Annotated in this window: 15 protein-coding genes; 5 read left to right on the top strand and 10 right to left on the bottom strand. The window is 52.1% G+C overall.

Annotated elements, in window-relative coordinates; translation table 11 throughout:
* Positions 1–19: 19 nt before the first annotated feature.
* Together gatA and gatC are read right to left on the bottom strand one after the other, a co-directional pair.
* On the bottom strand, positions 20–1,477 hold the full coding sequence (gatA, locus tag SH527x_RS15565; RefSeq protein WP_437191602.1) for an Asp-tRNA(Asn)/Glu-tRNA(Gln) amidotransferase subunit GatA: 1,458 nt from the start codon (positions 1,475–1,477) through the stop codon (positions 20–22).
* A gap of 3 nt (positions 1,478–1,480) precedes the next feature.
* A complete protein-coding gene (gatC, locus tag SH527x_RS15560; protein WP_437191601.1) occupies positions 1,481–1,774 on the bottom strand; it encodes an Asp-tRNA(Asn)/Glu-tRNA(Gln) amidotransferase subunit GatC in 294 nt (97 codons plus the stop codon).
* A 470-nt stretch (positions 1,775–2,244) separates the two neighbouring features.
* On the opposite strand from gatC, the gene SH527x_RS15555 reads away from it, so the two are divergent.
* From SH527x_RS15555 to SH527x_RS15535, 5 genes are all read left to right on the top strand, one after another.
* Complete coding sequence (locus SH527x_RS15555) at positions 2,245–3,165, top strand: DUF1559 domain-containing protein (protein ID WP_437191600.1); 921 nt, start codon at positions 2,245–2,247, stop codon at positions 3,163–3,165.
* A gap of 124 nt (positions 3,166–3,289) precedes the next feature.
* Positions 3,290–3,658: a BlaI/MecI/CopY family transcriptional regulator gene (locus SH527x_RS15550; RefSeq protein WP_437191599.1), complete on the top strand. Its 369-nt coding sequence runs from the start codon at positions 3,290–3,292 to the stop codon at positions 3,656–3,658.
* A complete protein-coding gene (locus SH527x_RS15545) occupies positions 3,655–4,797 on the top strand; it encodes a M56 family metallopeptidase (RefSeq protein WP_437191598.1) in 1,143 nt (380 codons plus the stop codon). The genes SH527x_RS15550 and SH527x_RS15545 overlap by 4 nt, the downstream gene beginning before the upstream one ends.
* A 230-nt stretch (positions 4,798–5,027) precedes the next feature.
* A complete protein-coding gene (locus tag SH527x_RS15540; RefSeq protein ID WP_437191597.1) occupies positions 5,028–5,528 on the top strand; it encodes a methyltransferase family protein in 501 nt (166 codons plus the stop codon).
* Between the two features lie 26 nt (positions 5,529–5,554).
* Positions 5,555–6,247 carry a phosphatase PAP2 family protein gene (locus tag SH527x_RS15535; RefSeq protein ID WP_437191596.1) on the top strand — a complete coding sequence of 231 codons (693 nt, stop codon included), beginning with the start codon at positions 5,555–5,557 and terminating at the stop codon, positions 6,245–6,247.
* A gap of 961 nt (positions 6,248–7,208) precedes the next feature.
* Here the strand turns inward: SH527x_RS15535 and SH527x_RS15530 are convergent.
* From SH527x_RS15530 to SH527x_RS15495, 8 genes are all read right to left on the bottom strand, one after another.
* Complete coding sequence (locus SH527x_RS15530; RefSeq protein WP_437191595.1) at positions 7,209–7,817, bottom strand: hypothetical protein; 609 nt, start codon at positions 7,815–7,817, stop codon at positions 7,209–7,211.
* Positions 7,818–7,902: 85 nt separating this feature from the next.
* Complete coding sequence (locus SH527x_RS15525) at positions 7,903–8,349, bottom strand: hypothetical protein (RefSeq protein WP_437191594.1); 447 nt, start codon at positions 8,347–8,349, stop codon at positions 7,903–7,905.
* 46 nt (positions 8,350–8,395) lie between these two features.
* Complete coding sequence (locus SH527x_RS15520) at positions 8,396–8,617, bottom strand: hypothetical protein (protein ID WP_437191593.1); 222 nt, start codon at positions 8,615–8,617, stop codon at positions 8,396–8,398.
* A 104-nt stretch (positions 8,618–8,721) separates the two neighbouring features.
* Positions 8,722–10,206, bottom strand: a complete 1,485-nt coding sequence (locus SH527x_RS15515) for a hypothetical protein (RefSeq protein WP_437191592.1) — start codon at positions 10,204–10,206, stop codon at positions 8,722–8,724.
* A 41-nt stretch (positions 10,207–10,247) separates the two neighbouring features.
* The gene (locus tag SH527x_RS15510; RefSeq protein WP_437191591.1) at positions 10,248–11,465 is read right to left on the bottom strand and encodes a hypothetical protein; all 1,218 of its coding nucleotides are present in this window, start codon (positions 11,463–11,465) and stop codon (positions 10,248–10,250) included.
* A gap of 144 nt (positions 11,466–11,609) precedes the next feature.
* The gene (locus tag SH527x_RS15505; RefSeq protein WP_437191590.1) at positions 11,610–12,161 is read right to left on the bottom strand and encodes a MerR family transcriptional regulator; all 552 of its coding nucleotides are present in this window, start codon (positions 12,159–12,161) and stop codon (positions 11,610–11,612) included.
* Between the two features lie 345 nt (positions 12,162–12,506).
* Positions 12,507–13,412: a plasmid partitioning protein RepB C-terminal domain-containing protein gene (locus SH527x_RS15500; RefSeq protein ID WP_437191589.1), complete on the bottom strand. Its 906-nt coding sequence runs from the start codon at positions 13,410–13,412 to the stop codon at positions 12,507–12,509.
* On the bottom strand, positions 13,409–14,278 hold the full coding sequence (locus tag SH527x_RS15495) for a ParB/RepB/Spo0J family partition protein (protein WP_437191588.1): 870 nt from the start codon (positions 14,276–14,278) through the stop codon (positions 13,409–13,411). The genes SH527x_RS15500 and SH527x_RS15495 overlap by 4 nt, the downstream gene beginning before the upstream one ends.
* Positions 14,279–14,288: the final 10 nt, after the last annotated feature.

Below are 14,288 nucleotides of genomic sequence, written 5' to 3'. Positions count from 1 at the left end.
GAGACGAAACATCCACGGCCTAATACGCACGCTTCGTGTGCCAGTCGGTCGCCCGTTCAAACATGCGAGCCGCACGCAGAACCCGTTCATCTTCGAAGGCGGGTCCCAGCAGTTGCATCCCGATCGGCAGTCCCGAAGAACTCATTCCACAAGGAAGCGAGACAGCTGGCAATCCTGCCAGATTCGCTCCGATGGTGTAGATGTCATTCAGGTACATCTGCAATGGATCAGCAGCCAGTTCGCCAATCCGAAACGCAGGTGTCGGACAGGTTGGAGTCAGGATGACATCCACTTCACCAAACGCTTCTGTGAAGTCATTGGAAATCTTGCGACGAACCTTCATCGCCTTCAGGTAATAGGCATCGTAGTACCCTGAAGACAACGCGTAAGTTCCGATCATGATCCGGCGTTTGACTTCATCGCCAAACCCTTCTCCCCGACTCGCTTCGTACATCTCGACAAGATTGCCGAATGACTGAGAGCGATGCCCATAATGGACGCCGTCGTAACGAGCCAGATTGCTGGAGGCTTCGCACGGAGCAATCACATAGTAAGCCGCGACACCATATCGGGAGTTCGGCAACTTCACTGGTGTGACGGTTGCTCCCAGACTGCGATACACGTCAATAGCGGCCTGCACGGAATGAACGACATCGGCGTCGACTCCATCACCGAAGTGTTCGTCAACGATCCCGATGCGCAACCCTTGCAACGGCTGGTCTAAAGTTTCAGAAAGATTGGCTAAAGGAGCCTCAACAGACGTCGAGTCACGTCCATCGTGCCCGGCAATCGACTGAAACAGCAATGCAGCATCGCTGACATTTCGAGCGAATGGGCCAACCTGATCAAGTGAGCTGGCGAACGCAATCAAGCCATAGCGAGAAACTCGCCCATAGGTCGGTTTGAAACCAACAATCCCGCAGAACGAAGCTGGCTGACGAATCGATCCCCCGGTATCAGAACCGAGTGAAATCGGAGCCATCCCTGCCGCAACGGCAGCAGCTGAACCACCGCTGGAGCCGCCTGGCGCACACTCCAGATTCCAAGGGTTGTGAGTCTGCTGATACGCAGAATTCTCACAGGATGATCCCATTGCGAATTCGTCGAGATTGGTTCGACCAATCAGAATCGCATCTTCAGCTTTCAGCCGCTCGATGACGTGGGCGTCGTAAGGAGCAGTAAAGTTTTCGAGCATCTTGCTGGCACAGGTGGCGTTCCATCCAGTGACGCAAAGATTGTCTTTAATGGCAACAGGCACACCGGCGAGGCGTCCCAGCGGAAGACCTGCCGCACGCTTCTGATCGACAGCAGCAGCGGCCTGAAGTGCTCCTTCAGCGTCATGTCCCAGGAACGCCTGTACCTGCGAATCGCCAGACTGAATGCGGTCGAGGTGCTCCTGCACAATCGCCACGGCAGTTGTATCACCACGGCTCTGCAGGCCAACCAATTCAGTAACGGATTTGGAGATCAACGACATGTGTTACGCCCCTTCCAGAATCTGAGGGACGAGAAAGTATTTTCCATCAGACTTGGGAGCATTCGACAATGCCGCCTGACGATCAAGAGATGGAGTAGGAACATCGGCTCGAAAGACGTTCGTCAACTCCGCCGAATGGGCCATCGGCTCGACGCCATCGGTATCAACTTCGTTCAACAGTTCCACATAGTTGAGGATCTGTCCAATTTGTTCCACGTAGCGCGCCTGTTCATCTTCAGCCAGTTTCAGCCGAGACAATCTGGCGACTTTTTGAACGTCGCTGAGTGTTAACTTCATGTCTTCAAATCCTCGCCCGAAGCGACGCGCGCTCCTGGGTGCCTGCCCGACAGATTCCGGTCATGAACAATCTGACCGGTCCAGTGCCGAGTTCCCGAGCAAAATGGGGCCTACAGAACCAATCAGTGGCATCAGACAGAATGTTATCATCCCGACGACACTGATCACTGCGAGTCCCCGATTTTCAGACAGAATAACGGTCCCGACTCCTTCAGAAAAGCTGGCCGCCGGGTAGATTTTCGGCACAGCAACTGTCTTCCTGAAATGGAATCAAAATCCTCAGGCGGATCCTGTCGATGGACCATCTGTGTCCTCGCCATGCAACCACACAGCAGCATTGTCCTCCAGTGAATGACGAATCCCTGGAATTGTGAGTTCTCCTACTTGCGGGATAACGTGTGATCCGCCAGCACAATGTGAGCTGCTCTTGACACAATTCCTACAAAGATAGTATTTCAGTCTCATTACACATGCCAGCACCACGACTGAAAGTGGTCGACGCCAACGCTGGACTCAAATGTTTTGGAAAGGATTCCATTATCAACATGTCCCGGCCAATTCTCGGCTGTCAAAAGTCCTCGAAACGGCGAGGGCTGACAATCCTGGAACTGCTGGTCACAAGTGGTATTCTCTCCATCTTGATCGCTCTTCTGCTGCCGGCAGTGATGACAGCTCGGGAAGCTGCCCGCCGTGTCGAATGCACAAATCATCTCCGGCAAATCGGACTGGCTCTTCACAACTACCATGATATTCATGCCTGTCTCCCAGCAGCATGGCAACATGATCCCACAGGCCAATCTGCTTACGGATGGGCGGTTTCTCTTCTTCCTTTTCTCGATCATCGCGCCACATTCGACACCATCAACAGAGGTCTTCCTTTAAAAGACCATTACGACGAAATTCGTATCACCTCGTTGTCTTTGTTCCTCTGCCCATCTGACGTCGCACCAGCTTTGTTCGAATTGACCACGCCCAGTTCAGGTGCTCCTTACATGACGCTCCCGAGCGCGAACTATGTTGGTGTCTACGGAATATCAGAACCTGACGAGATTCATCCAACCCCTCCTGGCGAAGGTGCCTTCATTAACGGCAGACCAGTTCGGTTTTCAGAACTGACACGTGGACTGAGCAATACCTTCATCGTTGGCGAACGTTCAATTTCCTTCTTCCCCGCGACATGGATCGGCTTTGATCATCGAGATGAAGATGCTGAATGCCGCGTGGTCGGGAGCGCCATCGAAGCTCCAAATTGTCAGCAATGCGACGAATGTGAATTTGGAAGCCGCCATACGGGAGTCAGTGGCTTTCTGTTCGGCGATGGGCATGTTCGAGGGATTTCAAACTCAGTCAACTCGACTCTTTATCAGCAGATGGCTCGTCGCCATCAGTGACATGAAAGAGGACAACGTGAGTTTGCTGGGAATCTGCTTTGATCCCCGATAGCTCATTTAACTTTTGCCTCTGTTCGAGATCGTATCGAACAGGAGCAGGCAACGAACAAGAGAGGATTATGTTGTGGTTTATCTGACCCGTGGCGAGTTAGAGATCATGGATATTGTCTGGGATCGCGGTCAGGCCACTGTGCAAGACGTCTGCGATTCTCTGGCCCGTCCGTTGGCCTATACGACTGTGATGACAATTCTCAAGACTCTGGAGGTCAAGCGTCAGGCTGTTCAGAAAGTAAAAATTGGACGGGCATTCGTGTATGAACCCTGTATTTCACGAGAAGAAGCATGTCAGAGCATGCTGGGGCAACTGAAGCAGTATCTGTCCAAACGCTCGGTGAAATCGCTCGTGCTTAATCTGATTACGGATGATGACATTTCCCGGTCTGATCTGGCGGAAATCAAGAATGCCATCGCCAGACTGGAGGGCCAGAAATGACTTCTGCCCAGTTCCTGGAATTCCTGATTTCGGTGTCGATTCAGGCGGCGTTCATTGTCGGGATGACATCGTGGCTGTGCCGAATCGTAGAAACACCTCACCTGCAATGCCGCTTGTGGAATACCTGCCACCTGCTGCTCCTCCTCGTGGCATTGACCGGAATGGTGCTGCCGCACTTCCGCGCTCCCGTCCCCTGGCAACTCCTCTCTCCTCACGTTGTCGAACAGGTTGTCGTCACGCAAGCAATTGTCGGGCGGAGTCTGCTGGTGATCTGGATCCTTGGAACTTCTGTTTCGACCCTTTCGTTTATTCGCGAGTGGGAACGTGCTTTTCGATTTTTGAAGTCTTGTCGGGTCGCAAATGAACAGGAAATGGAATTACTGACATCGATTGATCCGATCTCGCAACATCACAACTCGCGACAGATTCATCGTCCCGTACGACTCCTGATCAGCCGCCATCTGGGAAGTCCATTTTGCTGCCAATGGCATCATCCCCACCTCGTGATTCCGGAATTCCTGCTGGAACTTCCTCCCGATCAAATCAAGTTAATTGCCCGTCATGAACTCGAGCACCTTCGCAGCGGACATCCGTTGCAATTATTTATGGAGAGGCTGGTCATGTCGGCGTTCTGGTTCCATCCAGCAGTCTGGTGGGCGTCTCGGCAGTCCGCATTGGCCCGCGAGTATGCCTGTGATGATGCCGCAGTATCTCAACAGCAGGAAACTGTCTGTTACCTGAAAGCCCTTGTCGCCGTGGCAGAACGTGGTCTGTCCGAAGAAACGGACGGAGCAACGCTGTTCTTTGGACGGGGAGCGAGCATTATCGCCTTACGAGGACGGCGTTTGCTGGACAGAGGAGAATCTCTTTTGCCGACTTCTCATCGTTATCAATGGAGAGGGGCGTCACTTCTACTTGTCGTTTTGGCAGTTACAGTGTGGTTCGTTTGGGTCCCTCTGGATGCTCTGGCGTCTTCGCGGAGCCGATGGTCCCCGTGGCCACAATGGTCGGCAAACGTGCTGCGAACTTTCGAGATTCCCGCCAGAGACTTCGAACCATACGAAACTCGTACTCGACTGCACGAACTCTCCATTCAGGCGCGACATCACGAGCAAACAGAACGAGGATTGTCCGACTGAAAAGTTCGGCTCTCTTTTTACCTTGAAGTACGAGTTTTCTAGTAATTGCAGCAGATCTATTAGCCCCCTTAACAACAGGTGTTCCGTGAATTCACTCGAATCAACGAACCTCTCATTCACGACGACTCTCTCGCTCCATCGAACGGCGACGGCGACCTCTCACAATCTTCTTCGGCTTCTCTGTCGCGAGTTTATTACTCCTCAGTGGCAGCCAATGGCCAGATAACGGCATGGTAAGAGAGATCCTGTTTTTTATGGGAGTCTGCCTGGCCTCGATCGGAATGCTGGGACGAACATGGTGCAATCTGTTCATCTCAGGTTACAAGACGAAGGTTCTGATTCAGACTGGCCCCTATTCGATGTGCCGGAACCCGCTGTATTTCTTCAGTGCGATTGGCATGCTCGGCATTGGACTCTGTTCAGGGACACTTGCAATCCCGTTCATGATGCTCGTCTTTTTTGCTGCTTATTATCCCCTGATCATCCGTTGCGAAGAGGATCGTCTCGCAGCGACGCATCCCGGAGACTTCGAGAAATATCGGCGAACGATTTCTGCGTTCTGGCCTCGTTTGAGCACGTATCAGGAACCAGAAGCGTACACGATGTTTCCTCACATCATGCGGAAGAACATCGCGGATGCTTTCTGGTTCATGGCCCTTGCAGCCCTGGTCCACGTCATCGCAGATCTGCATGAATCCAACATCCTGCCTGCCTACTTCAAGATCTGGTAATGCTTCCCTCTGTCATCCGGTGAGTCATGATTTCTACGAAACCAATCTGTTCGACCAAGAGAGTCTCATCCTCGTCCAAAATTTGTGTCACGGTCTTTGCCACGGTCACGACGCTGGTGATCTTCTGCATTTGCTATGTCGATGTCCCCTTGGCCGCCTGGGTGAAACATTGCCCGGAGCATCGAGTGATTCACGAGATTCTGGACATCGCGGAGCCATTTGGAACGCCCTATGGGCAGTTGCTCGCATTTCTGCTGATCGCAACTTTGGATTCTCCGCGTCGAAATGACATTCCGCGTCTGGCAACGGCCGCATGGTCGGCAGGGATCGTCGGCAACCTCACGAAGCTCTGCGTGCCTCGGACGCGACCGGATTCTTTTGATTTCAGCTCCACGGTCACCGATTGTGGCTTTCTGGAATTTATGTCGCGAACTTACTCCGGTTCCAGCGTCCAGAGCTTTCCGAGTGCCCACACGTCATGTGCCGTGGCCTTCAGTGTCGTACTTTGTCAAATGTACCCCAAAGGCCGCACCCTGTTTGTGTGTCTGGCAGTGCTGGTGGGAGTAAATCGGATTGAAACCGCTTCTCATTTCGCGAGTGATGTCTGCGCCGGTGCGTTCATAGGCTGGATCATTGGGCGAGTGTTCGCTGCAAATGATCCGTTGTTTCACTATCCGATCTGTACTCACGTGAATCAGACCGTCTACAAATCCTGCTAACGCTAAAGTGAATTAACGAAGGGGAACTTGGCCGGTCATCTCCAGGAGAATCTTTCTTTAAAAGCCGTATGAACATACCACTGTGGCAAGTGTTCCTGTTCAATTCGAAGATTCTCACGTTGGCATTCCAGAAATGCTGCTTCCTCGGATTCCGTCAATCCAGTCGGTCTTTCCATAGCCCGACCAGTTCCCTTTCGTATCAATTTCACTTTCCAAACTGTAATGACTTATGGTCCATCATAAGACTTCGCGTCTCGGGAAAGGCCATGTCTCCCCAAAACCAGTTCATGGCCTGCCGCAACCAGTTGAGTAGCCGAAGATCTGTGACAGCGTACCCAGTCCTCCGAGTGCCAGGGTTCGCGGGAGCGAAGGCAGTGTCAGTCAGTTGACCTTGTTTTCGACGATAATCACGCGAATAGCAGCCAAGTCCATCTCGTCCAGCGTCAGCAACGGCACGAAACATTCCTGCCATGTCGATCAGTAGCTTTCGGTGTGACCGAATCCAGAACCGGAAACCGTATTCGTATTTCTTCCACAGCAGTTGAGAAGGAATTGCTCTGTTGAAATGTGGTTCATTAACTGAACTTCACCTAACGCCGCAGGGCTCAAGCCAGCACCCGGAGTGCGGCTTCGACGAACAAGCTCATCTCAATCCAACGCCACGCGAGCAAAATTCACCTGGAATCTAAAGGTGACCGATAATTCGCAACCATGAAAAAATCCTGCCAAATCGCGACAGATGATCTGTTCGAGATGACAGGATTGATGTCAGACGAGAATTCATGGTGCCTGACACAAATGTTGTCACAGCGACCACCCTGAAACACTGGGAATTCCACTTTCTCCGACACAATTGTTGTCACGCCTCTGACATAGAACCTGGCCACCGGGCGTGTTTCTGACACAAAAATTGTCACGGGCATTTGGGCCATTGTGAGTGGGCTAATCCAAACCCGCCAAATCAGTTGCCGTAGACCCGCTGTCCATCCAGAAACCGACGGGCCAGCGTCGAGGCGTAATTGATGGCATGTACCGTGTCATCCGGTTGAGTTTCCGGATGGGTGTATTTGATAGTGCGCTGCTCATTGTCGTGCTCTGCCACTTCACAATAGATCTCTGGCAAGAACGCTCGACAATCCTCCAGTCGTGGAAAATCGATCCGTTTGGTTTTGATCCGCGTGAACACCATTCCAATCGACGCGGTCCGACCAATCGTCCACATCCAGAGTCTCCCCATCCGCTGCTGAGGTGTCTGGCCAGATCCCGAATAGATCATGGTATACAGCCCGGAAACCGTTGGCAGATCATTCAGCAGCAGATTGTTGTAAACGCTGCCGTTGCCACCACCATCCGCCGCAATCGCCATGACTTGGAATGTGCGGCAACGTTGAGCGATCTGCCGAAGGATCACATTCGGTTCTTCCATGGCCGCGAAATGCTCAAGATACACCACGATAAATCGATCATCCCGCATGTAATCGATCGTCAATACCGTGCGAGAAACCGCACCTCCACCCCAGTCCATACCGGCAATCAAGATCCGCTGTCCGTCGGCCGGAACATCGTTCACCGACTTGGCTATGGGGCGTGATCCACAACACGCTTCGACTTATCCAGCCCTCTTCGAAAACACTTCTGTGACTGTGATGTGGGTATCAGATTCCAGAATCTTCGCTTTGAGCCTGATCACGATGCCCTTCGTATGGACGCGGTACGCCGTGGTTGTCCTTATTTGGCTTCGGCCGGCGAGCCTCCTGGGCACGCACTTCAATCTGTGCAAAACGATCCACTTGGCGGGTCACACGCAGATGTGTCTCAATCACCGGCAAGATTCCCGAAAGCCGTTCGACGTTGGGCGAGTCACTCTGCATGGCCCGTTCGATTGTTTCGTCCAGCCAGAGTGCGACACGCATCAAACCGCTGTTGATGGACCCGAGATTGGCTTCCAGCGGATCCTTTTTCTCCAGCGAGCTGGCTTGATAATCAAGGACCCGGCTCAGCCGGGCCTCGTGGGAACTGACCGGATGACGTGGTTTCGCCGGGGCATCGGAAGATTCATCGGATGAAGTTCCTGATCCGTTGTGCTGAGAATGATCTTCCATGGAAACAACCTCCTCAAAGTTCAACAAAACTCGGATGGCCCGTTGTTCACGGATGTCGCACACGCGGTTTCCGAACGGCCAATCCATGAAACACAAATCCGCTTTCCTTCAGTACAGGCTCGATCGCCCGTTTCGCTTCGCGAATCATCCGGTTTGCGATCTTCACCCCGGTTCTGAGTTCGTGCATGAGCTTCGACTCAGCCTGAAGTCTCGCCAGTTCCTCCGTCACCATCCCGGCCCGGTCCGCACCTCCTATGTAACGGACCACCTGCTTTCCGCCAGAGCGAAAACGCAACTTGTAATAGACATTACGACCTCGCCGCTCCTCGCACACAAAACCCTGAACCGCCAAATGTTTCAGGTCACGGGCCTCTATTCGGATTGAGGCAAGCGCAGGAAATCCTGAGAGGCCAGAATTCTGGTCCGGGTCAGTGTCAATTTGGGTGAATGACATCCTTGCACCGCCTTCGCCGCGCCAATCATTCGATCGGCGATGGCCATCAGGTTGTTGATATTCCGTTCCGACACTTCATCGCTACGTACATTGTCGCGATTCATCATCCGATCGCTGAGTTGCTCACAATACGAAATCGAGCGGAGATGAAAACTTCCACTGAGTTCGGCGAGCAGCAGTAGCAGATTTCTTTTGAGAGGATCATCATCCGCCAGGGCTGACTCACGGAGAGGATTGATCACCTGCTGGTCGAGAAATCTGACAACATCTCCCCAGGCCTTGTTTCGCTGAGATGGATCCACGAATGGCATCCCCCCTTGCGAAGCCGAATATTCGCGCAACCGAATGAGTGCGGACACGAAATCGTTCGGTGGTCCCATTCTCACCGGTTTTTCCTTACCGAAATGCGCGATGTTATTGGCAACATCTACGACGGCATCCTGTAAAGCCTTCTTGAAGATCTGAGGATTCTGGTTCGCAGCGATGAATCGCAGGCGTTCCAGGGGTTCACCGTCCATTTCCCAGAATCGAATGCCATACAGATCGACACCCAGGAAACGCTGCAGATCATGAAGGCGATCCACGACGGCTTTCAGTGACAGTGGCACAGAATCAGCAAGCTCCAGCGGCATCCAGCCCAGTAGAACCAACTGAGGCTCCATCTGCCCGGAAGAGATTTCCTCATGGAAATCAACGGAGGGAGAAGTTCCATTCATCAGATCGGCATTCGCTTTGTCTTCCGGATTTCGCATCCGGTGACGAATCCGGTCGCCGGGATGATCTTCCGACTGATTTCCATTCTCATCTCGCCACTCTTCCTCCTGATCAATTCCGGAGCATTCCAATCCAAATGATTGACAGAACCGGCTGACATCGTCCAGCGGCATTGCTTCCAGCCCGATGGCAAGTGTGGCAGGCAGCCCGCAGGCTCGAAGCATGATGACGGCCTCCAAATCAAATGCGACAACCAGATCTCCGGTTCCGCTCTTCAGAAGCCGTTGCGTGCATCCGTCATGGAGTATCTCAAAGAGAGGCAGTGCTCCTACGCCCAGGCAACCCGTACGTGTGAGCAGTTCATAGGGGGTACCGGACCGAGCGTCTCTGAGCACAATGAAAGATCCTGCTCCGATCAGCGTCGGAGCCAGAGAAGCAACTTCACGCTCTTCAACAGTGAACACACCGGATTCCACCAAATCCTCGGCTGAGAACCGCTCGCTCAGCGCCCTCGCGACCGCTCCTGGATTTGCGGGACAGGCATAAACATCTTTATCGACGGGAAGAAAACCGAGCGGCATTTGTGCCGGACGCTGACAGTGCTCGATGAGACACTGAATCACCTCTACCTTTCGCTGTCTCTTGTCTCGATTGTTCATTTCCAGCGGGTTGCTACTGAGTGGATTCATCTGATCTTCCTTTCACAGTGACGCGTATGGCTTCCGAGCGACTATTTGTTCCGTGTCAGTTCTCGATGGATTTTCACGAGGCCATCGACAACGCGCAGCTGCTCTTTCAACTCCTCCGAATCCAATGACTTTTCTTGCAAGTGGAAGCGGCCACTTGCACCTTCTTGTGTGACGCGAACAATTGGACTCGACTTGTGCCAGTACCCCATCAGTTCCGCTGCAGCCAGCAGCAACGACCTCTCGACAGGATCGGTCGCTGACATTGCATCCTGGATGATTGCAGTAACAACACTCGCGTCGAACGAGCGATTGAATGACTCTAGTTTCTTGGCGATGTCCGAAGATTGGAGGCCCAACTTCCGGGTCTGAGCGATTGTCTTCAGAAGCTCTTCCCGAGCGGCGGAGTAATTCATCGGATTGCGAAGAGCGGTCTCTTCCACCACACAGCGTGCAGAACATGACGAGTAGCTCATGCTCTGACGGATGAGATTGCGAACAGATGTTCGATCCTGAAGTTCTGCAGCTGCGCAGATACGTCGGAATTCTGTTTCGCTCGGTCGCCAGATTTTGAGACGATTGGAAGTGTCGAGACCAAAGGCCTCTTCCGCTTTCAGCATGCGGTTCACGATCGAAGCGACCAAGCCCGGTTGTTCATTCTTCAGCTCTGCGATGTTCCATGAAGTCAATACCAGACAGCAGTTTTCAATGACCACAGGCAGCTTTGGAACTTGTCTTGGCGTGCAATTCTCGAACACCGGCGCATCCGCGAAAAGACATCGCAATTGATCGCCGTTGACGTTCGCCAAGCCTGCCGCTGCTGTGCATGGAAGTTGCAGCGCACGCAGAACAGCAAGATCTTCGCTAGAAGAAGCGACAAGGATCGATTTCGTCTCATCACAGACTGATTTCGTAAAATAGTCGAGAATGCAGCTGAACGATGGCGGAGCATGATTACTCAGTGAACCACTCTGGTTAATGATATCAAACGGTGCATCATCTTTGGCTCGTCGCAAGAAGACCCCCTGGGTTCCATCTCCTGCAAGAACCGGGTTCAGTTCGAGCCGAGTACTGCTTTTCACCAGTACCCGAGCTGCTTCGAGTTGTTCCAGAGAAAACTCTTGCTTCAGTTCCTCCAAGACAGCAGGATCGGCAAACGGAAGTGTTCGTACGCCAGCAACCGATGGCAGAAATTGCCATTTTCCACCCGGAATGAAGGATGGTGAGCGATTCATAATCGATTGAATGACCTGACAAGACATCTTGCACCACTCCCTTCGGTCATCTTGAGGCATATCAGCCCACCTGTGTGATCCAAATTTGTCCATTGATTCGAACTGCACAGAGACAAAGCGAACGCAGCTAATCCGACAATCGGCTTTACCTTTTCAAAAAAACGAGACCAGCTATTCCGCTTGGCCCTCCTTCGGAAAACCAGAATGCGTGGCAAACGCACTGGCTAAATCATGAGCCACCCGTGTGAGATCAAGCCTCATCACCAGATAGGGACTCTGCTGCCCGACAACCTTTCTGGCGTCATCGGCATCTCGCCAAGGAAGAGCCTCCAACTGACCTCCACCACTGGGATTCGCGTCTGTCACCAGTCGGATATATTTTTTATCGCCAACCTCCAGGAAATACTGTCGGTCCGTATTGAACCGACCTGCACTGGGAAGGAACCGCGAATCCCAATTGAGATTCTGAGTAACACTCCTCAGGGCTTCCTGACCATGATTTGCCATCGTCGCCGCCAACGGAACAGGAAGGCCGTTTTCTTTCAGCTTGAGGACCATCGCGAGCCAAAACGCCTGTGCTGGACCGAACCGACGGTGATTCCCACTCTGGGGTGCTTCATCAACCCCCTGTGGAATGAAGCCTTGTTCAAGGACATAGCGACCTACCCGCTCGGAAATCCCAAGCAGCCTGCAAATTTCACCAAGTTGAAGGATGTTTGGCATACACAAACTTTAAAGCCGACTATCGGCTTTTGTCAACGCCAAAGAAAATGGAAATGGTTTGGAACGCTCAAGGGAAGCTGGTAATTCGATGATCTTTACAGGAGGAAAGAGGTTTTCAGCTGACCTCTGGTGGCCTCCCTTGTCGGATCACTGATCCACTACACCTCGGATCGCCATCGACTTCCGCAAGCACAGAACCAGTCGTTCGAAACTACGGATATAGCGACGAGGTGGCGGTGAAACTCAAGTTCGTCACGTGGCGGAATTCCCAGAATCGGTCGGTTATCAGCCGACATGGGAACTGCAGATGACGGATAGCGCCGCATTTCCGAATGCGATTAAGAGTCATGGATCAATATCCCCACTTCCATCCAGCATCTTCTTCGACTCCATGATTTTCTGCAGTTCGACTGCAACTTCTGGATGTCGCTGATGCAGGAATTTCGACACCCGGGAGTTGTCAAAGAGACGCTTCAGATATCCGGAAAGCACAACCAAGCTGACCATATTCTTCCCGTGGTCTTGTTCTATGACTTTGAAATCTCGAGCAAGAATTTCCGTTTCGTGTTCCATTCTTGAGATGTCTTCTGCCGAAAGCCCTCGTATTTCTTTGGGGGTTGTGGGGTCGACCATTTGGTCCTCTTCTGTCGAGATCACGAGGCATTTTGCGTAACCAACTGTGAAATTGTGAATCGCACACATCAGTTCTGCGATTTCAATTTGCCGCATCGGCTTCACTTTTCGAAGCTCTCGGAGTGCTCCCGCTGTCGCGTGCTTGTCGCGAAGCAATTCCACTGCTTCGGCGCAGACACCTTCAAGCAGGTCCCTTTTTTGCCTGATTTTCGAGATATCCACATTCAACGTCCGAGCAATGCGAGCTTCACTGACTCCGTTCTGGATGGCTCTCAAAATCATGAAATGCTCTTGAATCGCGGTCAGCCGGTTGACCTTGTGGTTATATGTGAATGCTTCATCATCTGTGGCGATGAGGCATTTTGCTCCGCTAATTCCAAGATCAACAAGGATCTGGTGGCGAACATGACCATCAAGAAGCAGGTATTGGCTGGCCCCTTTTGTCTTCGGATGGACAACCAATGGTTCAATCAGACCAAGTTCTTTGATTGAGGACTCGATACACCGATATTTCGTGGTCTTCTTTGTTGAGGGATCGATTTTCCTCGTAGGGAGAATTCGGTCCAATGGAATTGCGATCAATGCGGCCTCACAAGCCATTCGCACGGCAGTTTTCATGGTTGTTCCTCTTCTGAAATTTCAAAGTTGTTGAGAAGAAATTCTGGGACAGTGTCGAGTCCTTCAGCTCGTAACAACGTCACGAAATCTTCATCTTGAAAAAGGCGGTTCAGGGCGGAATAAGCGAACAACAATCGTGTTTTGCACACTTTGGCTCGCTGGACGATCAGCTTTTGCCGGAGAGTGTCTTTCTGATAGGTCTTGAGCAATTCCGCGGTTGAAACCGCCGGCGCAACCACACTGCGTCTCCCGTTGCGAAGTCCTTTTCCTTTGGACCGACGGTTTTCAATCAGGCGTCTTGCTCGCAACAAGGCCTTTCCTCGAAGATCGTTGCGTTCATAAGCTTCCTGCATCGCTCTCTGCACACTTTTGTCATCAGATGTTGCAATGATGATGGCAATATTCATCGGAATCTGTCCTTTCTCCACTGCCAAGAGAAGTTTTTCTTCTCCCTTCGCAAGGAGTTGTATAATTGCCCGGACATAGTCAATTCCGAGATCCGTTTTTGTTGCGATGGCTGCGACGGAATATCCCCGTTCCTTGAGTGAACAAATCTCTCTGATCAGTTCAATTGGTGAATGCTGCCGCCTTGCTACATTCTCGGCGAGGCTCATCAACATCAGATCTTCTTTGCTGCCTTCAATCACCAATGCGGGAATCCGCTCTTCTCCCAGAGCAACGTAAGCTTCCAACCGCCCCTGTCCGCAAACCAAATTGTACGTGGCACTCCCGTTCTTTCCCTGGACATGAGCCACCGTAACAGGCTTCTTCAAGCCCAGTTTGGAAATGTTGGCGATGATCTGTGAGAACTTTTTCTTTCCCCGATCTCGCGGGTTGATCACGTTGATCTGTTTGATTGGAATCATTCGGATTTCT

The sequence above is a fragment of the Planctomicrobium limosum genome (genome assembly GCF_051465645.1).
In the GTDB taxonomy this organism is placed as follows: domain Bacteria; phylum Planctomycetota; class Planctomycetia; order Planctomycetales; family Planctomycetaceae; genus Planctomicrobium.
The sequence above is the reverse complement of the archived record's forward strand: the minus strand, read 5'-3'. Positions and strand labels throughout refer to the sequence as shown.